This is a genomic window from Vibrio sp. CB1-5 (assembly GCF_059412285.1).
Genome location: NZ_JBJHPB010000011.1, coordinates 18024 through 41146, shown reverse-complemented (window position 1 = coordinate 41146; position 23123 = coordinate 18024). Strand labels below are relative to the sequence as shown.

At 46.8% G+C, this 23123-nt stretch carries 22 protein-coding genes and 1 tRNA gene; 22 read left to right on the top strand and 1 reads right to left on the bottom strand.

Translation table 11 applies throughout. The features are described 5' to 3' along the window. Positions 1–66: 66 nt before the first annotated feature. The 19 genes from aspS (at position 67) to ACJB0T_RS10095 (ending at position 18963) form a co-directional block, all read left to right on the top strand. On the top strand, positions 67–1845 hold the full coding sequence (gene aspS / locus ACJB0T_RS10185) for an aspartate--tRNA ligase (protein WP_479290675.1): 1779 nt from the start codon (positions 67–69) through the stop codon (positions 1843–1845). Positions 1846–2009: 164 nt separating this feature from the next. Further along, entirely contained in the window at positions 2010–2531 is a 522-nt protein-coding gene (gene ruvC / locus ACJB0T_RS10180) for a crossover junction endodeoxyribonuclease RuvC (RefSeq protein ID WP_112460492.1), read from the top strand. Positions 2532–2673: 142 nt separating this feature from the next. Continuing rightward, complete coding sequence (locus ACJB0T_RS10175) at positions 2674–4101, top strand: methyl-accepting chemotaxis protein (protein ID WP_479290674.1); 1428 nt, start codon at positions 2674–2676, stop codon at positions 4099–4101. Positions 4102–4181: 80 nt separating this feature from the next. Next, on the top strand, positions 4182–4799 hold the full coding sequence (ruvA, locus tag ACJB0T_RS10170; RefSeq protein ID WP_479290673.1) for a Holliday junction branch migration protein RuvA: 618 nt from the start codon (positions 4182–4184) through the stop codon (positions 4797–4799). 49 nt (positions 4800–4848) lie between these two features. Further along, complete coding sequence (gene ruvB / locus ACJB0T_RS10165) at positions 4849–5856, top strand: Holliday junction branch migration DNA helicase RuvB (protein ID WP_479290672.1); 1008 nt, start codon at positions 4849–4851, stop codon at positions 5854–5856. Between the two features lie 524 nt (positions 5857–6380). Then, entirely contained in the window at positions 6381–7967 is a 1587-nt protein-coding gene (gene cydA, locus ACJB0T_RS10160) for a cytochrome ubiquinol oxidase subunit I (protein WP_479290671.1), read from the top strand. 15 nt (positions 7968–7982) lie between these two features. Further along, the gene (gene cydB / locus ACJB0T_RS10155; protein ID WP_479290670.1) at positions 7983–9119 is read left to right on the top strand and encodes a cytochrome d ubiquinol oxidase subunit II; all 1137 of its coding nucleotides are present in this window, start codon (positions 7983–7985) and stop codon (positions 9117–9119) included. Positions 9120–9131: 12 nt separating this feature from the next. Next, positions 9132–9239: a cytochrome bd-I oxidase subunit CydX gene (gene cydX, locus ACJB0T_RS10150; RefSeq protein WP_000270284.1), complete on the top strand. Its 108-nt coding sequence runs from the start codon at positions 9132–9134 to the stop codon at positions 9237–9239. Continuing rightward, entirely contained in the window at positions 9232–9534 is a 303-nt protein-coding gene (gene ybgE / locus ACJB0T_RS10145; RefSeq protein ID WP_112460496.1) for a cyd operon protein YbgE, read from the top strand. Before cydX ends, ybgE begins: the two co-directional genes overlap by 8 nt. 184 nt (positions 9535–9718) lie before the next feature. Continuing rightward, complete coding sequence (ybgC, locus tag ACJB0T_RS10140; RefSeq protein WP_479290669.1) at positions 9719–10138, top strand: tol-pal system-associated acyl-CoA thioesterase; 420 nt, start codon at positions 9719–9721, stop codon at positions 10136–10138. Then, positions 10128–10814, top strand: coding sequence for a protein TolQ (gene tolQ, locus ACJB0T_RS10135; RefSeq protein ID WP_479290668.1), 687 nt, complete (start codon positions 10128–10130; stop codon positions 10812–10814). The genes ybgC and tolQ overlap by 11 nt, the downstream gene beginning before the upstream one ends. After that, a complete protein-coding gene (gene tolR / locus ACJB0T_RS10130; protein ID WP_479290667.1) occupies positions 10814–11257 on the top strand; it encodes a protein TolR in 444 nt (147 codons plus the stop codon). The genes tolQ and tolR overlap by 1 nt, the downstream gene beginning before the upstream one ends. Before the next feature lie 13 nt (positions 11258–11270). Then, positions 11271–12296 carry a cell envelope integrity protein TolA gene (gene tolA, locus ACJB0T_RS10125; RefSeq protein ID WP_479290666.1) on the top strand — a complete coding sequence of 342 codons (1026 nt, stop codon included), beginning with the start codon at positions 11271–11273 and terminating at the stop codon, positions 12294–12296. Positions 12297–12330: 34 nt separating this feature from the next. Further along, complete coding sequence (gene tolB, locus ACJB0T_RS10120; protein WP_479292282.1) at positions 12331–13659, top strand: Tol-Pal system beta propeller repeat protein TolB; 1329 nt, start codon at positions 12331–12333, stop codon at positions 13657–13659. A 31-nt stretch (positions 13660–13690) separates the two neighbouring features. Beyond that, positions 13691–14218, top strand: a complete 528-nt coding sequence (pal, locus tag ACJB0T_RS10115) for a peptidoglycan-associated lipoprotein Pal (protein WP_112460501.1) — start codon at positions 13691–13693, stop codon at positions 14216–14218. Positions 14219–14304: 86 nt separating this feature from the next. Beyond that, positions 14305–15090, top strand: coding sequence for a tol-pal system protein YbgF (gene ybgF, locus ACJB0T_RS10110; protein WP_479290665.1), 786 nt, complete (start codon positions 14305–14307; stop codon positions 15088–15090). A 171-nt stretch (positions 15091–15261) separates the two neighbouring features. Continuing rightward, a complete protein-coding gene (nadA, locus tag ACJB0T_RS10105) occupies positions 15262–16323 on the top strand; it encodes a quinolinate synthase NadA (protein ID WP_479290664.1) in 1062 nt (353 codons plus the stop codon). Between the two features lie 133 nt (positions 16324–16456). Then, positions 16457–17446: a potassium channel family protein gene (locus tag ACJB0T_RS10100; protein ID WP_479292280.1), complete on the top strand. Its 990-nt coding sequence runs from the start codon at positions 16457–16459 to the stop codon at positions 17444–17446. 128 nt (positions 17447–17574) lie between these two features. Next, positions 17575–18963, top strand: coding sequence for a BamA/TamA family outer membrane protein (locus ACJB0T_RS10095; RefSeq protein ID WP_479290663.1), 1389 nt, complete (start codon positions 17575–17577; stop codon positions 18961–18963). A 92-nt stretch (positions 18964–19055) separates the two neighbouring features. Here ACJB0T_RS10095 and ACJB0T_RS10090 read toward each other — a convergent pair whose 3' ends face one another. Continuing rightward, a complete protein-coding gene (locus ACJB0T_RS10090) occupies positions 19056–19625 on the bottom strand; it encodes a UPF0149 family protein (RefSeq protein ID WP_479290662.1) in 570 nt (189 codons plus the stop codon). A 144-nt stretch (positions 19626–19769) separates the two neighbouring features. On the opposite strand from ACJB0T_RS10090, the gene ACJB0T_RS10085 reads away from it, so the two are divergent. The 3 genes from ACJB0T_RS10085 to ACJB0T_RS10075 all read left to right on the top strand — a co-directional run bounded on the left by ACJB0T_RS10085 (position 19770) and on the right by ACJB0T_RS10075 (position 23077). Then, the gene (locus tag ACJB0T_RS10085; protein WP_479290661.1) at positions 19770–21998 is read left to right on the top strand and encodes a hybrid sensor histidine kinase/response regulator; all 2229 of its coding nucleotides are present in this window, start codon (positions 19770–19772) and stop codon (positions 21996–21998) included. Positions 21999–22394: 396 nt separating this feature from the next. Further along, complete coding sequence (locus ACJB0T_RS10080; RefSeq protein WP_479290660.1) at positions 22395–22844, top strand: L-alanine exporter AlaE; 450 nt, start codon at positions 22395–22397, stop codon at positions 22842–22844. Positions 22845–22989: 145 nt separating this feature from the next. Further along, a tRNA-Ser gene (locus tag ACJB0T_RS10075) sits at positions 22990–23077 on the top strand. The last annotated feature ends 46 nt before the right edge of the window (positions 23078–23123 follow it).

The following is a 23123-nucleotide window of genomic DNA, read 5'->3' as shown; positions in this document are numbered from 1 at the left end:
ATCACCCACAATATAGATTTCATATAAACGTTTTCATATAAACAATCGGAAATTGGGAAATTCATTATGCGTAGCCATTACTGTGGTCACCTGAACAAGTCCCTTGCAGGACAAACTGTAGAACTGTGCGGCTGGGTAAACCGTCGTCGTGATTTAGGCGGTCTTATCTTTATTGATATGCGAGATCGTGAAGGTATCGTTCAGGTTGTTGTTGATCCAGATATGGCGGATGCTTATGAAGTAGCGAACCAACTTCGTAACGAATTCTGCATCAAGCTAACTGGTGAAGTTCGTGTACGTCCAGAGAGCCAAGTAAACAAAGACATGGCGACAGGTGAAGTAGAGATCCTTGCAAAAGGTCTTGAAATCATCAACCGTAGCGACGTGCTACCTCTAGACTTCAACCAAACGAATACCGAAGAGCAACGTCTAAAGTACCGTTACATCGACCTACGTCGTCCAGAGATGAGCGACCGTATTAAACTGCGTGCTAAAGCATCTAGCTTTGTTCGTCGTTTCCTAGATGACAACGGCTTCCTAGACATCGAAACGCCAGTACTAACGAAAGCGACACCAGAAGGTGCGCGTGACTACCTAGTACCAAGCCGCGTGCACAAAGGTTCGTTCTACGCACTTCCACAATCTCCACAGCTATTCAAACAGCTGCTGATGATGTCTGGCTTCGACCGTTACTACCAAATCGTTAAGTGTTTCCGTGATGAAGACTTACGTGCTGACCGTCAACCAGAATTCACTCAGATCGATATCGAAACATCATTCATGTCGGCTGACCAAGTACGTGATGTAACAGAACAGATGGTTCGCGACATGTGGCAAGAGCTACTGAACGTAGACCTAGGTCAGTTCCCAGTAATGCCATTCTCTGAAGCGATTCGTCGTTTCGGTAGCGACAAACCAGATCTACGTAACCCACTAGAGCTAGTGGACGTTGCTGATCTCGTAAAAGACGTTGAGTTCAAAGTGTTCTCTGGTCCTGCGAACGACGAGAAAGGTCGTGTTGCGGTTATCCGTGTACCTGGCGGCGCTAAACTGACTCGTAAGCAAATCGACGGCTATGCTGAGTACGTAGGTATCTACGGCGCGAAAGGTCTAGCATGGATGAAGGTTAATGACCGTGCAGCAGGCATGGAAGGTATCCAGTCTCCAGTCGCTAAGTTCCTTAACGAAGACGTGATCAACGGTATTCTAGAGCGTACAAACGCAGAATCTGGCGACATCATTCTATTTGGTGCAGATAAAGCGAACACTGTTTCAGAAGCGATGGGCGCACTACGTTTGAAGCTTGGTAAAGATCTTGAACTTACTGATGAGTCTATGTGGGCACCACTTTGGGTTGTTGACTTCCCAATGTTCGAAGAAGACGACGAGGGTAACCTGCACGCAATGCACCACCCGTTCACGTCTCCTCTAGGCATGACTGCGGAAGAGCTAAAAGCGAACCCAGCGGCAGCAAACTCTAATGCATACGACATGGTTCTTAACGGCTATGAAGTAGGTGGCGGCAGCGTTCGTATCCACAACGCAGAAATGCAAGCAGCGGTATTCGAGACCCTTGGTATCGATGCAGAAGAGCAGCGCGAGAAGTTCGGCTTCTTACTAGACGCACTGAAGTTCGGCACGCCACCACACGCAGGTCTAGCATTCGGTCTTGACCGTCTAGTGATGCTTCTATGTGGTACAGAGAACATCCGTGACGTTATCGCGTTCCCGAAAACAACCGCAGCGGCGTGTCTACTGACAGACGCTCCAAGCGCAGCAAACCCAGCAGCACTTGAAGAGCTAGCGATTGCAGTAACGGCTGCGAAAGAGAAGAAAGACGCTTAATCTTTCTCGTGTGTTACTACGTAACATCACAACACACAACAAAACTCCCGCACCCGCGGGAGTTTTTGATTCTAAATTCGGTATAGTTATACCACCCTATATAAATCCTACTTTACCAAACTCAAAGGATTAACCATGGTCGGTCAAAGTAAACGGATACATACATGTCAATAATTTTAGGAATCGACCCAGGCTCACGAATTACCGGTTATGGCGTTATTCGCCAGCAGGGTCGACATTTGCAGTATCTAGGTAGCGGCTGTATCCGTACTTCAGAAAAAGAACTCCCAGGCAGATTAAAACAGATCTACGCGGGGGTTAGCGAAATCATCACCCAGTTTCAACCGGATGTGTTCGCCATCGAGCAAGTATTCATGGCTAAAAATGCCGACTCAGCACTTAAGCTAGGTCAAGCAAGGGGCAGTGCAATAGTGGCAGCGGTTAACCATGACTTACCGGTTTACGAGTACGCGGCAAGGCTTATCAAACAAGCGGTCGTAGGCACTGGTGGCGCTGATAAAGCTCAGGTTCAACACATGGTAATGGCGATGTTGAAGCTGCCTTCTAAGCCGCAGGCGGATGCTGCCGACGCATTGGGTGTGGCCATTTGTCATGCCAACACCAATAAAACGCTTGTCGCTCTCGCGGGAAAAGCGAGCGGTGCGCGCAAAGGTCGCTACCGTTAGCGAGTCGAAATCGATAGTTTTAACGATAACCAGTCCACAGTTTTAGAGCTTTTTGTCTAGCTCGTCTTGTTAATTATTTGTTAACTTCCTAGAATTGGTCCGATGAGTGCGTCAAAGGACCAATAATAAGGAAAACAAAGGCATGTGGCATAATTTAATCAATAACGCTCAAAGTCTCTCTCGCAACACCCTTCGCAAAGCTGAAATCACCGCTGTATTTTCCGTTATCGCCTTGGTTGTTGGTGTATACAGCGCTGTTAAGTGGCAATCCAATGGGCATGCACTTCTGTTTTTAACATCAATATTGCTCATTGCCATTGAGTTTGTGGGCTTAATCGTTCTTCGTTTTACTAAACAAATCACCCTAGCACTCAATATCGGGTTCCTTGGCATGGTCGTTCACGCGGTGAACATCATTTATCAAAGTGGTGGTATCGTCGATTCTACTCAGTCATTTTGGGCTCCATTACTCATTGTCGCTTTCTACCTCTCGGCTTCTAGAGCGATGGCTCTGGCGTGGAGTGTCGGTATTTTGATAGTCGCGGGCTTCATGACCTACCTTCATACCAGTGGTTTTTCATTTCCAACCATTTCACTATCGGCCTCTAAGCAAAATGTAGAAATTTGGTCTGGTATGCTGCTGCCACTTTGCGTGATTTGTTTTGCCCAGAGCTTTACCGCTAAGCAAAAAGAGAGTGCAATTCATCGTGCAGAAAAAGCGATGAAAGAGAGCGAACTGCAAGCCGAAAAAGCATCGCAAGGTGAAAAGCGCATGGATGGCATGTTAGTGACCGTAAATGCCAGTGTGAAAGAGCTTGATGAGGTGATCCATCAGGTGAATACGCAATCGTCACAGCTAAATTCAAACGTTCAGTCGTTGGGCATGAACAGCGCATCACAGGCAAGCGCAGCCGAAGAAATGAGCCAGCAACTCGAACAGTTGTCCTCGTTTACTCAAGAGTCAGTGAACTTCATGGAACAAGTCATTGGCCAAACCGACGCCATCAAGCAGCAAGCGGAAAGTAGTTCGGAAATGCTCAATGCCTCGACTGAAGCGATTGCCAATATTGATAACAGTAACCAAAAAGTTGTGTCTGTGATTGAGCTCATCACCTCAGTCGCTGAGCAAACCAACTTGCTTGCCCTCAATGCGGCTATTGAAGCGGCTCGAGCGGGCGACCACGGCCGTGGTTTTGCGGTCGTAGCCGAGCAGGTGAGGGAGCTTTCTTCGAAGACCAGTAATTCGGTTGAGGAGATTCGAGCATTAATCAGTAACAGTCAGCAACAAATTGACTCAGGGCAACAGACAATTCAGACCACGGTAAAAGAGCTCAGCCAAATGATTGAGCAAGTCCAAGTCATTTCAACTGAAATCACCGACCTCAGTCACTTAGTTACTCAGCAAAATCAGGCGATAGGGGAGTTAGATCAAGCGAGTAGCGATGTGGCACGTTCGGTAACAGGGAGTAAAGCGATTGCTGAGGATATTCAAACCATCAGTGACGAACTTAATCAACAGATCGCTGAAGGCACTGAGCTCTCTGAACGATTGCGTTCGGCTATGAGCTAAAATGTGAATAGAATAACTGGATACCCATCCAGTTATTCTATATCCTAAGCCCTATTGCAACAAACAATGAGACATAGACTGTGATAGGACGACTGCGTGGCACGCTAATCGAAAAACAACCCCCTGAACTACTAATTGAAGTTGGTGGCGTAGGGTACGAAGTTCAAATGCCAATGAGCTGTTTCTACGAGCTGCCAGAAACTGGTCAAGAAGCCATTATCTACACCCATTTTGTCGTTCGTGAAGACGCACAGCTTCTTTACGGATTCAATACCGTGCGTGAGCGAGCTCTGTTCCGCGAAGTCATCAAAGCCAACGGTGTCGGCCCTAAATTGGGCTTGGGTATCCTATCTGGTATGTCTGCTAGTCAATTTGTCTCGTGCGTTGAGCGCGAAGATATCTCCACGCTTGTTAAACTGCCTGGTGTCGGTAAAAAAACGGCTGAGCGTCTCGTCGTTGAAATGAAAGACCGCCTTAAAGGTTGGGGCGCAGGTGACCTGTTTACACCAGCGACTGACGCTGCACCAATGGATAGCGTTGGTGCGATGTCTAGCGAAAGTGCTGAAGAAGAAGCAGTGAGCGCACTGCTTGCTCTGGGTTACAAACCAACGCAAGCATCAAAAGTGGTTTCTCAAGTAGCGAAACCAGACATGACCAGTGAAGCGCTGATCCGCGAAGCACTGCGTGCTATGGTGTAATGACCAAGCGCTATTTTTAGAGAGACAGTGAGTGTAGAGAGACAGTTAGATGATTGAAGCCGATCGCTTAATCGCCCCAGAGAACCCAGTTTTCCGTGATGAAGACGTCATCGATAGAGCTATTCGTCCTAAGAAGCTAGCTGACTATGAAGGTCAGGAGCATGTTAGCGACCAGATGGAAATTTTCATCAAAGCTGCACAGTTACGTAACGAAGCGCTCGATCACTTATTGATATTCGGACCTCCTGGCTTGGGTAAAACCACGCTGGCGAATATTGTTGCCAACGAGATGGAAGTCAACATCCGCACTACTTCGGGGCCAGTACTTGAAAAAGCAGGTGACCTTGCTGCGCTGTTGACCAATCTTGAAGAAAACGATGTCTTGTTTATCGACGAGATCCACCGTTTAAGTCCAATGGTGGAAGAGGTACTGTATCCAGCGATGGAAGACTATCAGCTGGATATCATGATTGGTGAAGGGCCTGCGGCGCGTTCTATTAAAATCGACTTGCCACCGTTTACGCTCATTGGTGCAACGACACGTGCTGGCTCATTGACATCACCGCTTCGTGACCGATTTGGTATTGTTCAGCGTCTTGAATACTACAAGATTGCCGATCTTCAAAAGATCGTTCAGCGCAGCGCTGGTTGTCTTGGCTTATCAATGGAGCCTGAGGGCGCGTTGGAGATTGCCCGCCGAGCTCGCGGTACACCACGTATTGCCAACCGTCTTTTGCGCCGCGTTCGAGATTACGCTGAAGTAAAAGGGGATGGGCATATCTGTGCTGATATCGCCGATAAAGCATTGAACATGTTGGACGTCGATCATCAAGGCCTTGATTATATGGATCGAAAGCTACTTCTTGCCATAATGGAGAAGTTTTCCGGTGGGCCAGTTGGTCTTGATAACCTAGCGGCAGCCATTGGTGAAGAGAAAGACACGATAGAAGATGTGATTGAACCTTACCTCATTCAACAAGGTTATTTGCAACGTACCCCTCGCGGCCGTATCGCATCGGATAGAGCTTACTTGCACTTTGGTATAGACCGTTCGTAGTGGTTTGGTTTTGAAGCATTCTTGAGCTGTATATTTGTAAGCTAATATTGCAAATATGCAGCTTTGTATTATTGGACTTTTGCATTTTCTCTTACAATCACGATATCAATAGATTTTCACATTGCTGATGAATAGAGCTATAATCCATTGCCCCTAAAGGGGTATCCCCCTCATTCCTAACTTATTTTCTCCTTCTCAAATTGGTAGCTAAAAGTACGCTAACTTGATCTATATCAATGTGATTAAAGATTGCTCAATCGTCACTTGGTGTTTATTGATGTAAATCAAGGCAAACCCCTCAAATAAACCTTTTGAAACTGAATCAATTTAACAGTAATATTAGCCGCAGCTATATTAGCGCAAGCTTAACAATTAACTAACCATTGAGGTACATTTTTGCAACAAGGATGACAATAAGCTCAACAAGTTTGGCGGTTTGCTCAACAAGATTAATGCCGTTTAAACATTGTGTCCTTCGCGCATAATGTAGAAAGTGTCGTTCTATCGACACAAAAGGAGTTTCCATGATAGACGTTGTTGATCTGTCGAGACTGCAATTTGCACTCACGGCAATGTATCACTTCTTATTCGTTCCATTGACTCTCGGTATGGCATTCCTGCTCGCCATCATGGAGTCCCTCTACGTAATGACCAATAAGCAAATCTATAAGGACATGACAAAGTTCTGGGGTAAGCTATTTGGTATTAACTTCGCTCTAGGTGTTGCCACCGGTCTTACTATGGAATTCCAGTTTGGTACCAACTGGTCTTACTATTCGCATTATGTTGGTGACATATTCGGTGCCCCGCTTGCTATCGAAGCCCTCGTAGCCTTCTTCCTCGAATCCACCTTTGTCGGACTCTTCTTCTTCGGATGGGATAGGCTTTCAAAACGTCAACACTTAGCTGTGACGTGGTTAGTTGCACTTGGTTCGAACTTCTCTGCACTATGGATCCTGGTTGCAAACGGTTGGATGCAACACCCAGTTGGTGCCGAGTTCAACTTCGAAACCATGCGTATGGAAATGGTTAGCTTCGCAGAGGTTGTACTCAACCCAGTTGCTCAGGTTAAGTTTGTTCACACCGTAGCATCAGGCTATACCACTGGTGCAATGTTCATCCTTGGTATCAGTTCTTACTACCTACTAAAAGGGCGTGATGTCGCGTTCGCTCGTCGTTCGTTTGCTATTGCAGCGTCTTTCGGTATGGCGTCGATTCTTTCCGTTATCGTACTGGGTGATGAATCTGGTTATGAGCTAGGTGATGTTCAGAAAGTGAAACTCGCGGCGATTGAAGCAGAGTGGCACACCGAGCCAGCACCAGCAGCGTTTACCTTGTTTGGTCTACCAAACCAAGATGAAATGCACACAGATTACGCGGTTAAGATCCCATACGTCATGGGTATCATTGCAACACGCTCTCTTGATACACCAGTAACTGGCCTTCATGACCTACGTGAAGAACACGTTGATCGTATCCGTACAGGTATGTACGCGTATGAGCTGCTTGAAAAACTTCGTGCAGGTGACCGCAGCGATGCAAACCTAACTGCGTTTGATGAAGTGAAAAATGATCTTGGTTACGGTCTACTGCTTAAGCGTTACACAGAAAACGTAGTAGACGCGACTGAAGACCAAATCCAAGCAGCTGCGGATGATTCTATCCCTAAAGTTTGGCCACTATTCTGGTCGTTCCGAATCATGGTTGGCTGTGGCTTTATCATGCTATTCGTATTTGGCGCTGCATTTATCCAGACCTGTCGCCAAAAAATTGAACAGAAAAAATGGATTCTTAAGGCAACGCTATTCAGTATCCCACTACCTTGGATCGCTATCGAGGCAGGTTGGTTTGTTGCTGAATACGGACGTCAGCCATGGGCGGTTGGTGAAATTCTTCCAACCCATGTAGCAGCGTCAGCGCTCACAGTAGGTCAGCTATGGACTTCACTGTTTGCCATTATCGCCCTATATACTGTGTTCCTAATTGCAGAAGTTTACTTGATGGTGAAATTCGCACGTAAAGGTCCAAGTAGCTTGAAGACAGGTCGCTACCATTTCGAACAAAATGACGAAACGGTAGAGAACAAAGTTAGCCGTCAAGTAGAAGCGTAAGCAAGGAGAAAAAGAATGTTTGATTACGAAGTCTTACGACTCATCTGGTGGATCCTAATCGGCGTACTGCTTGCTGGTTTCGCTATCACAGATGGCTTTGATATGGGGGTGGGTGCGTTAGTACCTATCCTAGGTAAAACGGATAACCAACGCCGTGTAATGATCAACTCTATCGCCCCACACTGGGACGGTAACCAAGTGTGGTTAATCACTGCTGGTGGTGCACTATTTGCTGCATGGCCTTTGGTTTATGCAACGTCGTTCTCTGGTTTCTACTTTGCAATGATTGTCACGCTAGCTGCACTATGGCTTCGTCCTATCGGTTTGGACTACCGTTCAAAGCTGGAAGATACCAAATGGCGTAACGCTTGGGATATCGCGATTTCAATCAGTGGTTTCGTGCCACCAATCATTTTTGGTGTGGCGTTTGGTAACCTGCTTCAAGGCGTACCGTTCCAACTGAGCGACTTCATGATGCCAACCTACCATGGTTCATTCTTTGGTCTGCTAAACCCATTTGCTCTGCTTTGCGGCTTTGTTAGCTTGTTCATGATCTTGCTGCAAGGTTCAACGTGGCTACAAATGAAGACAACCGGTGACATCCATACTCGTGCTCGCAACACGGCGCAGCTCATGGGTCTACTTGTTGTTGCGGCATTCGTTGCAGCTGGCTTCTGGATTCAAAACATTGACGGCTACACAATCGTTAGCGCGATCGATGGTAACGCAGCATCGAACCCACTGAATAAAGAGGTCGTTCGTGAAGCTGGCGCGTGGATGGAAAACTTTGAGAAGTATCCATTACTTTGGATTGCTCCTGCGCTTGGCGTAGTGATGCCACTGCTAGCAGTATTGGCTTCGCGCCTTGAGAAGTGCGCGGTGTCGTTTATTGCTTCTTCGCTTGCGAATGGCGGTATCATCTTCACAGCGGGCTTCGCTATGTTCCCGTTTGTTATGCCAAGCAGTCTAAACCCTAACCATAGTCTGACTATGTGGGATGCAACTTCAAGTGAGTTAACACTGAACCTAATGACGGCTGTTGCTTTCGTTATGGTGCCAGTGATCTTGAGCTACACAGCTTGGACTTACTACAAAATGTTTGGTCGTCTTGATGACAAGTTCATCGAAGAAAACAAGAATTCACTTTACTAAGGAGCATTTAACATGTGGTATTTCGCTTGGATTTTAGGTGTTCTTTTGGCTTGTGCGTTCGGTATCATCAATGCACTTTGGCTTGAACACAGTGAGATGATGGACAAAGACAGTGAGTAAGCTTAACCAACAGTTAGAGCAGATTCACAAGCCTATGGATAAGGTGCTACTTCGCGCCTTATCACTGGTGCTTGGTTTTGCCAACGCAGGTCTGTTTATGTGGAGTCCAGAGGGCTACGATGCAGCCATCGGTGGTTTTGCACCATGGCTAGGACTGGCGTTTGTATTGTCTCTCTGTTCGAGTATGGTCTACGGTATCGGCTTCAAACCAAGATTTTGGTTGTGGCAGGTGGTATTTAGTCCGTACTTGTCGCTAACTGTATTGAGTTACTTAACGTTAATGTACGTTTTTTAGAATAAGCCCGAGCTATTGCTCGGGTTTTTTACTTTTTGAAACAATGAAAAGCGAGTAATCGCTAATATCTTCATCAATAAAGTGTAAATTTTGGCACTTTAATCAAAAATTCTTGTCAGCACTTATAACAATCACAATGAGTTGCGTTATATTAATGCATAGTTTTATTTAGGAAGTAATCAGTTTGTCTCAGTTATCATCGTACTTCGAATTTCCTGTGACCGTTTATTACGAAGACACGGACGCGGGAGGTGTCGTTTACCACTCGAACTACCTCAATTTTTTTGAACGTGCCCGTACCGAGCTACTTAGAAGTAAAGGCGTTAATCAGCGCGTGTTGCTAGAAGAGCACACCGGTTTTGTAGTTCGTCATATGGATATCGACTTTATCCGCGGTGCACGCTTGGATGACCAGCTCACCGTAAAAACCTTTATTGAAGAATTCAAGAAAGCGTCGCTAACATTTGCTCAAGAAATTGTTGACCAACAAGGTGTGACAATAGCGAAAGCTCTGGTTAAAGTGGCATGTATAGATAATGTTAAAATGAAGCCGAAGGCCATTCCTTCGTCTATCTTAGTGGAGTTAAAACACAGTGACGGCTGATATTTCATTTGTAGACCTCATACTCGAGGCAAGCCTACTTGTTCAATTGGTTATGCTGATTCTGATGGGCATGTCAGTCGTATCTTGGGCTATGATCATCAAGCGCAGCAAAGTGCTAAAAGAAGCCACCAAGGAGTCTGAGACGTTTGAAGACCGTTTTTGGTCAGGCGCCGATCTTTCTCACATCTACCAAGATGTGAAAAAACGCAAAGATGAGCTTTCAGGTACAGAAGAGATTTTCTACTCTGGTTTTACCGAGTTTTTACGCCTTCGTAAGTCGAACGCCGACTCGCCAGCTTTCATCATGGAAGGCACGGGTCGTTCAATGCGTGTTGCTGTATCCCGTGAAGTGGAAGATCTAGAAACAAACTTGCCATTCTTAGCGACCGTGGGTTCTATCAGTCCTTACATCGGACTATTTGGTACTGTTTGGGGCATTATGCATGCGTTTATCGCGCTAGGTGAAGTAAAACAAGCCACACTTGCTATGGTCGCGCCAGGTATCGCGGAAGCGTTGATTGCAACAGCGATGGGTCTATTTGCAGCGATTCCAGCAGTAATGGCATACAACCGTCTGAGCAACAAAGTAAGTAAGCTTGAGCATAACTACGCGACCTTCTCAGAAGAGTTCCACAGTATTTTGCACCGTCAAGCGATGGCCGCTAGGGAGCAATAATGGCTGGCTACCAACCAAAAAAACGCAAGCTGACCTGTGAGATTAACGTCGTACCTTATATCGACGTTATGCTGGTGTTACTTATTATTTTCATGGTGACGTCGCCTTTTGTTACTCAGGGAGTGGATGTTGAGCTGCCAAAGACCTCAACAGCTAAGCCTGCCTCAGAGCTTGCAGGTGACACTGATGCAAGCTTTATCATTGTTGAAGTAGACCGTGACGGGAACTTAGGGCTAAGCGTAAACAATGAAGATGTAAAACGAGGTTTGAGTCTTCAAGACATTATCGTACGAGTTAAAGCTGAGCTTTCAATAAACCCTAACTCTCCAGTTGCGGTGGGTGGTGATGCCTCCACACCATACGCTGAGGTGGTGTTATTGTTGGATGAGCTTAGCCAAGCGGGTATTCCAAAGGTTGGCCTACTCACGGATCTAAGGGAATAGTTGTCGCAGCCGTATGAAAAGCAATAAGCACACTAATAACAGCTACGGAAAGCCAATAGCGATCTCTTTGTTTGCTCACGCATTGCTTGTCGTCGCATTACTGTGGGGCACCGACTTTAACATGGATAAAGCGGAGCCAACTGGAATGGTGCAAGCCGTGGTGATCGATCCAGCGCGCGTACGCCAGCAAGCGGCAGAAATCCGCAAACAGCGCGAAACCGCTGCTAAAAAAGAGCAAGATCGTCTCGATAAATTGCGTCGTGAAAGTGAACAGCTAGAACGTAATCGTAAAGCTGAGGAAGAGCGAATTCGTAAGCTGAAAGAGCAGCAAGCGAAAGATGCTCAAGCCGCTCGCGAATCAGAAAAACGTCGTAAGGTCGAAAAAGAGCGTGCCGAAAAAGCCGAAGCTGAGCGTAAAGCGAAAGAAGAGGCGATTCGCGTAGCAGAGAAAAAACGCATTGCTGAGGAAGCTGCGATTGCTAAAGCCGAGCAAGAGCGCCTTGAAAAAGAGCGTGCAGTGAAAGAAGCGCAAGAAAAAGCCCAACGTGAGCGTGAGGCCGCAGAGCGTGCCGAGCAAGAACGTATCGCCCAGGAAAAAGCCGCGGCGGAAGCGGCTGAAAAAGCGCGGATTGAAAAAGAGCGTCTTGAGCAACTTGAGCACGAGCGAAAAGAGCAAGAGGCAGCACTGAACGATATTTTTTCAGGACTAGAAAGTGAAGCCGCGAGTAACTCCGCGGCTCGTTCCAGTCAGGTGGATATTGAACTTGCCAAAATGGGTGAGATCTACAAGCAGCTTATCCAGCAGCATATTCTCACCGACTCCAGCTTTCGCGGTAAAGAATGCCGTGTAAACCTGCAACTGATCCCTGCAGGCAGCGGTGCGATTGCAGGGGCTGTAAAAGTAATAGAGGGCGATGCTCGCTTGTGCAATGCCACGAAAAGTGCCATTTCACAGGTGCGTTCGTTTCCCCTCTCCGAATTTCCTGAAGTTAATGCTCAGCTAAAGAACATTAACTTGACATATAAGCCACAGTTATAAGGAAAAACCTGTGATTAAGCGAATATTACTAGGAATGGCCATGGTCATGAGTTTCGCGACTCAAACTGCCAACGCCGCATTAGAACTTGTTATCACCGATGGTATCGACTCAGCAAGACCGATTGCCATTGTGCCTTTCAAATGGGAAGGCGAGGGTAAACTGCCACATGATGTATCGGCAGTGATTTCATCAGATTTGCAGCGCAGCGGTAAGTTCAGCCCCGTGGCGACCAGCAAGATGCCACAAACCCCATATGATGCATCAACGATAAATTTTGAAGCTTGGACTGCGATGGGCGTAGATTCACTGCTTACCGGAACGATTGTAAAAAATGCCGAAGGCAACTACGAAGTCAGCTACCAGTTAGTCGATGTGGTACGTGGACAGTTAACCGGCGGTCAGTCTAAAGCGTTGAGCGATGATGGCCAATTGGTGCTTTCGAACGACCACATTCTGTTTAAGAAAAAAGCGACGGTACCGGGACCTCGTCTTCGTGAATACGCACACCGTATTTCAGACCTAGTGTATGAAGAGCTAACTGGTGAGCGCGGCGCATTCTTGACGCGCATCGCTTACGTTGTAGTGAACGATAAAGACGCGTACCCATATCAAATGCGAATCGCGGACTACGACGGCTACAACGAGAAGATGGTTCTACGCTCTAAGCAGCCTCTGATGTCTCCAGCTTGGTCACCTGATGGTAAGCAGCTGGCTTACGTTAGCTTCCAAAATGGCCAAGCAGAAATCTTCATCATGAATATCTACACAGGTAAGCGTGAGAAGGTAACGTCATTCCCTCGTCACAATGGTGCGCCAAGATTCTCCCCGGATGGGAAGTCTCTCGCAATCACCTTGTCGAAGACTGGGCAACTGCATGTATATACGCTAAATCTGGAAACCAGAAAACTGCGTCAAATTACTCGCGGCCGATCAAATAATACAGAACCGTTCTGGAAACCAGACGGTAATTCCCTTATTTTTACGTCGGATAGGGGTGGTAACCCTCAGATTTATGAAGTAAATTTGTCTGATGGCAAAACCAAACGTATCACGTGGCAGGGTAGCCAAAACCTCGGTGGGCAGATCACCCCTGATGGTCGTTACCTCGTGATGGTGAATCGTTCCAACTCTGGATTCAATCTTGCAAAGCAAGATCTAGAAACCGGTTCGGTACAGATCCTCACCAAAACACTGCTCGATGAATCACCAAGCATCGCACCAAATGGTGGCATGGTGATATACAGCTCCATCTATAACAAAACTAACGTCCTTTCAATGGTATCTATTGATGGGCGATTTAAAGCTAGATTACCGGCGACAAACGGGCGCGTAAGAGCACCTGCATGGTCACCGTTTTTATAGCAATTAAATTTTTTAGGTTAAGGAAATAACAATGCAATTAAACAAAGTTTTTAAGGGGTTGCTAATCGCACTGCCAGTTCTTGCAATGACGGCGTGTAGCTCAAGCGACGACGCTGCGTCATCAACAGGTGCAGAGACAAACAACCAAACGCAACAAGAAACAACAACGGTTGCGACACCAATTGATGAGAATGCACAGCTAACTGAGCAAGAGCTAAAAGAAAAAGCACTTCGTGAAAACCAAACGATTTACTTTGCATTCGATAACTCTACTATCGCGGGCGACTACGAAGATATGCTTGCAGCACACGCAGCATACCTAAGCAAAGATGCATCACTACAAGTGACTATCGAAGGTCACGCAGATGAGCGCGGTACACCTGAGTACAACATCGCACTAGGCGAGCGTCGTGCACAAGCGGTAGCTAAGTACATCCAAGCTCTTGGTGTACAAGCAGACCAAATCTCTATCGTAAGCTACGGTGAAGAGAAGCCACTAGTACTAGGTCAATCTGAAGACGCGTACGCGAAAAACCGTCGCGCAGTACTCGTTTACTAATCCAATCTGCCCAAGATTGAACATGTTGCAGCGTTCGCGCTGCAACATTGTCGTTTTAGGGCTCGGCTATTAAGGATCCTACCTTTATGACAAGTAACATTAAGCGCGCTGTTACGCTTACGTTACTAGCCGGAATGGCAAGCTCAGCGCTTGCTGCGAAAGCACCGGTTACCGACTTGAGCGCAACATCTTCTTCGGCAACTGCTGCCAGTATTACAGCGGCATCCGCTGCTAACGAAACCGACGTTCAGCGCCTAGAGCGCCTATTGCAAAACCGCAACCGAGTGCAACTGCAGATGCAACAGCAGCTCGATGAAATGACGCAAGAAATTGCCACCCTTCGCGGCCAGCTAGAACGTAATACTTATGACATGGAGCAAATGGTTCAGCGTCAACGCGAACTGTTTATTGAAATTGACAAGCTTCGCTCACAACAAGGCGCAGCGGCCGTCGCAGTTCCTGTCGCGACAGATAAGGCGAAACCCGACGGCAAGTTCACCACCAATGTGGATGAGCAAACAGCCTATCAAAACGCTGTCGACCTGATTTTGAAAAAACGCGACTACACGGGCGCGATTGCAGCCTTCAAACAGTTCCAAACTGATTTCCCAGAATCGACCTTCATGCCAAACAGCCACTACTGGCTAGGCCAGCTGTATTTCGCTAAACGCCAAGACGCAGAAGCAGAAAAAAGTTTTAAGGCTGTGCTTGGTTTTGCAAAATCCAACAAACGAGCGGACGCTCTAGTGAAGTTGGGTGACATTGCCAAGCGTGGCAAAAAAGCTGACGAAGCGAAGAAATACTACGAGCAAGTGATCAGCGAATACCCAGGCAGTTCTTCTGCCAAGGTTGCTAAGTCTAATTTGCAGTAAAGTGATTTTGGGGATTAAGTGAGCAGCTTAATTCCCAAACTATCTCCTCCACAGCCCGTTCAGGCCACTTTCTATTCAACTTTGGTCGATTCCTGCCCTAGTGCCTTTGTTCTATCAATAATATCCGTGTACAATGCTCGGACTATTTGGAAGTAGCATAGAGCAACCGCTATGAGCCACATCTTAGACTCAATTGATACGGTATATCCGTTTCCCCCTAAGCCTGTTCCGTTATCTGATGACGAGAAGCAGCAGTACATCGCAAGCATCAAGTCGCTATTAAAACAAAAAGACGCGGTTCTGATTGCACACTATTACACCGATCCAGAGATCCAAGCTCTTGCAGAAGAGACGGGTGGATTTGTGGGTGACTCGCTAGAAATGGCGAAATTCGGTAACCGTCACGACGCATCAACGTTGATCATTGCTGGCGTTCGCTTCATGGGCGAATCTGCGAAGATCTTAACGCCAGAAAAGCGCATCCTAATGCCAACACTGGAAGCAGAGTGCTCGCTTGATCTTGGCTGCCCTGCAGACAAGTTCTCAGAGTTCTGTGACGCGCATCCAGACCACACAGTTGTGGTTTATGCCAATACATCGGCAGCGGTGAAAGCACGCGCTGATTGGGTAGTAACATCAAGTATCGCGCTTGAAATTGTTGAAAGCCTAGATGCTGAAGACAAACCGATTATTTGGGGTCCAGACCGCCACCTAGGTTCGTACATTGCGAATCAAACCGGTGCCGACATGTTACTGTGGCAAGGTGAGTGTATCGTTCATGACGAATTCTCATCAAAAGCACTGAAAGACATGAAGTCGGTTTACCCAGATGCAGCCATTCTGGTGCACCCAGAATCGCCAGCAAGCGTTGTTGACCTCGCTGACGCAGTAGGCTCAACCAGCCAACTTATCAAAGCGGCGAAAGAGCTACCGAATAAGCAGCTTATCGTGGCCACTGACAAAGGCATCTTCTTCAAGATGCAGCAGTTAGTGCCAGAGAAAGAGCTCATCGAAGCGCCAACCGCAGGCAACGGCGCGACATGTCGCAGCTGTGCACACTGTCCTTGGATGGCAATGAACGGCCTAAAAGCGATTGAGAAAGCGTTACGTGATGGTGGCGAAGAGCACGAAATCTTTGTTGATGAGGCACTTCGCGTGAAATCACTGATCCCGTTAAATCGCATGCTTGATTTTGCTGAGCAGCTACAAATTAAAGTGAAAGGTAACGCGTAACTCGCTGATTCATTCACATTAATAACTAAAAACCAGTCTTCGGACTGGTTTTTTCGTATATGCTTATTACAAAAAGCTCACAAGGAATCACGTGGTTATCTGGATCCAGCTTCGCAAGTGGTTACACAGCCATTTGTTTGAACTTAAATTTCGAACTTTGATGACGGCGCTACTGCTTTATGTTGTTGTGTCTTGGGGGCTGTTGTCTCTGAGTGGCGAAACAGAGCTCACAACGCCTATCTCACAGTTTGTCTATTTTATTGTCGTGACGGCATCGACGGTCGGCTACGGCGATCTCTCGCCAACTACAGAGGCCGGTCGATGGGTCGCTATATTATTTGTTATCCCTGGTGGGTTAATGTTGTTTGCAGCGCTGCTTGGCCGAATGGCAGCGTTAGGTTTGGAATCTTGGCGCGCAGGTCAGTTGGGAAAAAGGAAGGTAAGAGTGGATAACCATATTTTGATGTTAGGCTGGAATGGTCAGCGTACGATTCACCTTATTCGAATGCTACAACATGAAGAGACGGGCAGAAGACCCATTGTGTTGTGTAGCCGTTCTGATATAGAAAACCCGCTGCCGGGTGAAATTGCCTTCGTTAAAGTAAATAGCTATACCGATGGTCGTGAGATGGAAAAGACTAACATCGAATCTGCTAGCTGCATTCTTATCGACAACCCAGAAGACGATATCACCTTATCCGCAGCGCTCTACTGTGCGAACCGTAATCCTAAGGCGCATCTATTGGTCTACTTTAAAGACGAAGCGCTGAGCGACCTACTACACCAACACTGTCCGAATTCTGAGTGTATTCCTGCTGTAGGCGCAGAAATGCTTGCCAAGGCCGCAGTCGATCCAGGCTCGAGTGCACTTCATCAAGAGCTACTAAGCTCAACCCGCGGAATGACTCAGTACTCCGTCCGCTACCCAAGCTCTGCTAAAGCGACTAAAGTCAATGCATTGTTCCAATGGATGAAAGCAGAATACCAAGCGACGTTGATTGCTGTCGACGTTGGGCAAGGGATAGTCCTCAATCCTGACCTCGATTTGGTGATTGAGCCTGGTGCCAAACTTTTTTACATCGCCGATGAGCGCATTGATTCTTTCCGCTGGGAGTCGGTATAGCCCGCCAATAAAGGCGTTGTTTGCAGGCTTCTTCTTACGACAATGTAACGTAATCGATACCATACAAAATATTTATTGATACAAGCATACATACTGTATATTATGCGCGCGTTTTATGAATTTAGTGAATGAACGTTCATTCACTAAATGTCATTCTGTTGATTAAGGTGTCCTTATCCATGCGCGTTCGTTTGTTGTCGGTTTCTTTGGTTGCTGCACTTGTGTCCAGCTCGGCGGCTAATGCGGCTAGCCTAGAAGCTTCCAATGCTCCTCACTCTCTGCCAACCTCTAAAGAGGATATGGTGTTCGAGAGCGATATCGATAAAGCCAATGCGCGAGTCGATGAGTACCAAAACGTCATCGACGATCTCAAGTCCCAAGACCATGGGGATGATCAAGCGCAACAAGATGCCAACAGCCAAGTCACTAAAAAACAGGCCGTGAGCGATTTGAAGTACGCTAAAAAGTACTATCAAGAAATCAATGGCCTACCTATGTTTAGCTTTCTTGGGGGGCCTGCTTATACCCCTGAGCAAGGACTATTGGTTGCCTTAGGCGGGTTGTACTCATTCAAGACTGATCGCGCGCAAAGTGCGCTGCAACGCTCAAGTTTATCGGCGTTCTTGATTGGTAACTATGGTGATTCTGAGGTGGGCTATGGCCTAAGTGGACATCATGAACTGTATTGGAACAACAACGATGTTCAGTTCAAAGGCAACTTTAATTTTGGTTCTCAGAGCAAGCACTATTGGGGCATTGGCTATGACGCAGCGAACGACTTTGAATTCGGTGAGGTAACAAAGTACTCCGCTATCGAGAACAACTACAAAGGCAACCTCATCTATCGTTTAACTGGCAACTGGTTTGCAGGGCCTGCTGTAAAACTGAATTACTACAGCCCAACCTCAGAGCCCGAAGCGGCCTTTATGGATGAAAACTTTAACACCTTTAAAGACAAGCCATTTACTTGGGGTGTAGGCGTGAGTCTACAATACGATAGCCGTGATGTGGCCGTGAACCCATGGAGTGGTTCGCTGTTTCGCAGTGAAGTGCTGCTATACAGTGAGGCACTAGGTAGTCAGGCGGAATATCAAAAGCTTGATATGGAGTATCGTACTTTCCACAGCGTCGCCGAAGGCAGAGTGATCGCACTGCTTGCTCAATATCAGCAAGCATTCGGAGACGTGCCGTATTACGACATGCCGGAAATCGGTGGTGCGAGTTCAATGCGCGGTTACTACCAAGGACAATATCGCGACAAAGTAACGGCTGAAGTCACTGCAGAGTATCGTCATACATTTCGACGTGATTCTGGCGTGCTATCGAATCATGGTATGACAGCGTGGGCGGGTGTTGGCTCGGTAGGCAACGCTATGGAGGATTTGTCTGGGCATGCCATTATCTCATACGGGGTAGGGTATCGTTATGAACTCCAACCTCGAATGAACATCAGACTGGACCTCGGTATGGGGCGCCACGGCTCAGCGTTCTACTTCAACTTTACGGAAGCTTTCTAATACAAATACGCCCTCACAATAGTGAGGGCGTTTTGATTAGCAATACGGTTGGCTAACTATAGCTGTTCAACCAACTATTGATTGTCTGCTATTTACTGGTTCTCTGCTAAAACCGCGCCTTTTTGCGTGATGCCACATAGCATAACTGGCATAGCAGCATAGATTTCATTGAACTGCTCAAGACCTTCAATGCCTTGTGCTTGCAGCGTCGCAATCGAGGTTTCTGGATCGTACAGCATGCTCAGTGAAAGCAATACGCCGCCAAGCAGTGCGTTATCTTCACTGTTCTCTGGCATCAGTGTTTCCCAGTCATCACGAGCAAGTTGCCAACCTTGTAACACCCCTTCACAAAAGTCTTTGGTTTCTTGAGTAACGATCTCTTCCTCATCCAACTTGCAACCTTCTGGCCATTGCCATTCACCATCTAACAGCGCTGGGCGGTATTGATTCCAAAGCGTAATCACCGCTTGAGCGTAGTCTTCTAGCTGCTCGCCCGAAGTAAAAGGTGCCACTTCTTCACCGCCCCACAAAAACGGTAGCCATTCTTCGGGTGGCAAGGTGTGTGGAGCCGATGCCATAGAAGTGACGAAGCCTTGAGTTTGCGCTTTATTGAGTAGTTTTCCTTCTAGCTCAGGAAGGGAAAGTATGTCTTTTAGTTCCAAAATGCTTTACCGTTAGGGCTGAAATATGAATATCTTGAGTATAGTAACAAGCTAGGCTTCAATTACCTATAGCTATACTGAAGTAACGAGACATCTCAAGAAGATGCAGTTCATACACACGAAGAAAGGAAGTCTTCTCTCGCTATGGTTTTGCAAAAATCGGTTATCAAAGAGTCGCTAAAAAAGAAAAGCATTATTGCACTCGCAGTCTACCTGGCCGTGTTTATTGCCATCTTTGGCAGTATCACCTACTGGGTGGTGGAGTCGCCTGTTCGTGCCAAGCTAGAACAGAATCTTGATATTCGAAGTGAATTCCTTGCTGCTGAGATCTCGGCTCCTCTTCACAGCTCCCTCGGCGTATTAAAAAGTATTGCGGCTATGGGGGAGACCATAACTGATCGTCAATCACTCGACAGAGCCCTGTGCCAAGTCTTCAAGCTGAACGACGGTATTGCGGTCAGCGGTGGTATCTGGCCCGAACCGTATTCCATTGACCCTAATGTTAAGCTCTCTAGCTTGTTCTATAACCGCACTGGTACTGGTGAAGTCGACAAAATCGACTTGTGGAACAATCCCCAAACCGCTGGTTATCATATTGAACCTTGGTATACGTCGGTAAAAGACACACCGAGTAACACCATTAGTTGGTCTGAGGTTTATGTAGATCCCTATACCCATGTTCAGATGATCACCGCTTCCGCGCCTTATTATATTGACGGTGTGTTTGCCGGTGTTGCCACCGTGGATTTGTCGCTAGAAAATTTGATTGGTTTTGTAAAAAGTAAAGCGAGAGAGCACGATCTCGGCGTGATTGTCCGCGATGCCAATCAGCAAGTTATTACTGAGCACAACTTTAGGGTACAGCGCGATATTTATATTAGTCAGCTTAGTTTTGGTGAGTTTAATTGGAGCCTAGAAGTCGTCAACGCTAGAAGGCAGGTCGCCGATGAGGTGGCAGATATCGTTAAGAGTGTAGAGTTAGGTATTGTTCCAGTTATGTTGCTGTGCTTGATGTTTGGTTACTACCTTATCAACCAATATCTGATCAAGCCGATCGCTATCATAGCAAAAGAGGTGGATGAATCACGCCATGGCGGCAGCATCGATATCAATTATCGCAGCCCAGACGAGATCCGTTACCTAATAGACAGTTTTAACCAAAAAACCGTTTACCTAGACCAAGAGCGTATGAAGGCGCAAGCCTCCACCAAAGCCAAAACCGCGTTTCTTGCCACACTGTCTCATGAGATCCGCACCCCAATGAATGGCGTACTCGGTACCGCGCAGATCTTGCTTAAAACCGAGCTTTCAGTAGAACAAAGAAAGCACCTTAAAACCCTGTATGATTCCGGCGATCATATGATGTCGCTACTCAATGAGATCCTCGATTACTCCAAAATTGAGCAAGGCCATATTGAGCTTGATAGTCACCCGTTCCCACTCAACTCCATTATTGGCAGTATGCACAGTGTCTACCATACCTTGTGTAACGAGAAAGGACTCAAATTCAGCGTATACTCCGATATTGAGGACGAGCGTTGGTACCAAGGCGACAAAGCGCGCTTGCGCCAAATTTTGTTTAACCTGCTTAATAATGCTGTGAAATTTACTTCACAGGGCAATATAGACGTGTACCTGTCAGAGAAAGTTGGAGTGGAAAAAAACACCCTAACCATCCGTGTAAAAGATACGGGTATTGGTATTGCTCCAGAAGCCCAAGCACGCATATTTAAACCCTTTGAACAAGCCGAGTCGAGCACCACTCGCCGTTTTGGCGGTACCGGGCTAGGGCTCGCGATTGTGAAAGAGATTGCGTTCGTGATGGGTGGTGACATCCAACTTACCAGCCAAGAGGGTATAGGCTCCGAGTTTGAAGTTACGGTGAGGCTCGCTAGCTGTATACCAAAACCGCTGGATGTACACATAGAGCGCAAGCTTGATTATTGCGGCCTTAAAGCACTGATTGTTGAAGACAACCGTACCAACACCATCATTATAGAAACCTTTATGAAGCGTAAGGGCTTCATTACCTATTCTGTAGTCAATGGTGAAGAAGCGTTAAAAGCCGTTGCGACCCAAAGCTACGATTTGATCTTAATGGATAACCACATGCCCGTGATGGATGGTGTGGAAGCCATCGCCGGCATTCGCAACATGCCAGGCAAAGAAAAAGGCACCCTCATCTTCGGCTGCACCGCAGATGTGTTCAAAGAGACTCATGAGCGCATGATGGGAGCGGGTGCAGACTTTATTGTCGGCAAGCCGATTGATGAACGCATTCTCGATGACGCGCTTTATCAATTCGCCAATAAACTATTCCAGTTCAGCGGCCGCAAAGGCAGCAACGTGACTTCTCTAGGCGTTTCTAAGTAAGGCGCTTACAAATAGCCTCCCTAACCGGTCGCCCAGTTGGCGACCGGATTACGAAAAGTAGACCTCTCAACCTTATCTACTCGCTAAGTAGTGATAGTGATCGGTAAACCGTTCCCATATCACCCCTCATGCTGTCATTAATCTACGAAAATAGAACGCTAACTCCCTGATGAAAGGGGGTTTAGGGTTATGTTTGTAATTAAACTACAACAAATAGCGAGTTTGACTACTTTGAGTGACAAAAATGGTGATAAATTTACCTTCCGGTTCAAAATACGGTAGGTAAAACTAATAAATTGGTGTTCTAATAGCGCCGTTATCTGGATGGTGTTAAATATCCAGTCATATGAGTCGACATTCGATTTTATGTTAGTTTATTGTCCTGTGAGATTGTAAGTGAAACCGAAAGCTCCTTTCTGTATTCGTAACGCGGCCGCTGATACCTTTGCAATGGTCGTGTTCTGTTTTGTGTCTGGTATGTTGATTGAAGTGCTTGTCTCTGGCATGACCTTCGAACAGTCATTGGCATCACGTTTGTTGTCGATCCCTGTTAACATCGCCATCGCAATGCCATATGGTGTGTTCCGTGACTGGGCACTACGCCAAGGCGCGAAAGTATCGCCTTCTGGCCCTATGAAAGCGTTCTCGGATTTGGTCGCGTACGTCGCGTTCCAATCACCAGTTTACGCAGCGATTTTGTTTACTGTAGGTGCATCAACAGATCAAATCATTACCGCTGTATCGAGTAATGCGATTGTGTCTTGCGGAATGGGCGTCCTATACGGCTACTTCCTAGACTTATGCCGCCGCTGGTTCCGAGTACCGGGCTACTACCAAAGCGTCTGATTTGCCGATCATTTGATCGAATCAATCACAAAGTAAGCAAACAATTAAAAAAGCGCAGCTTTTTTCCCTTTTAGGGTTGACCAAGCGGGGCGGAATCATTAAATTACCACCCCGTTAGCCAAGAGTGCTAACCAAATCAAAATACGGTGAGTTGTCCGAGTGGCTGAAGGAGCACGCCTGGAAAGTGTGTATACGGCAACGTATCGAGAGTTCGAATCTCTCACTCACCGCCACATTCAAGTTTAAAGACGTCTCAGGACGTCTTTTTTCTTATCTGAA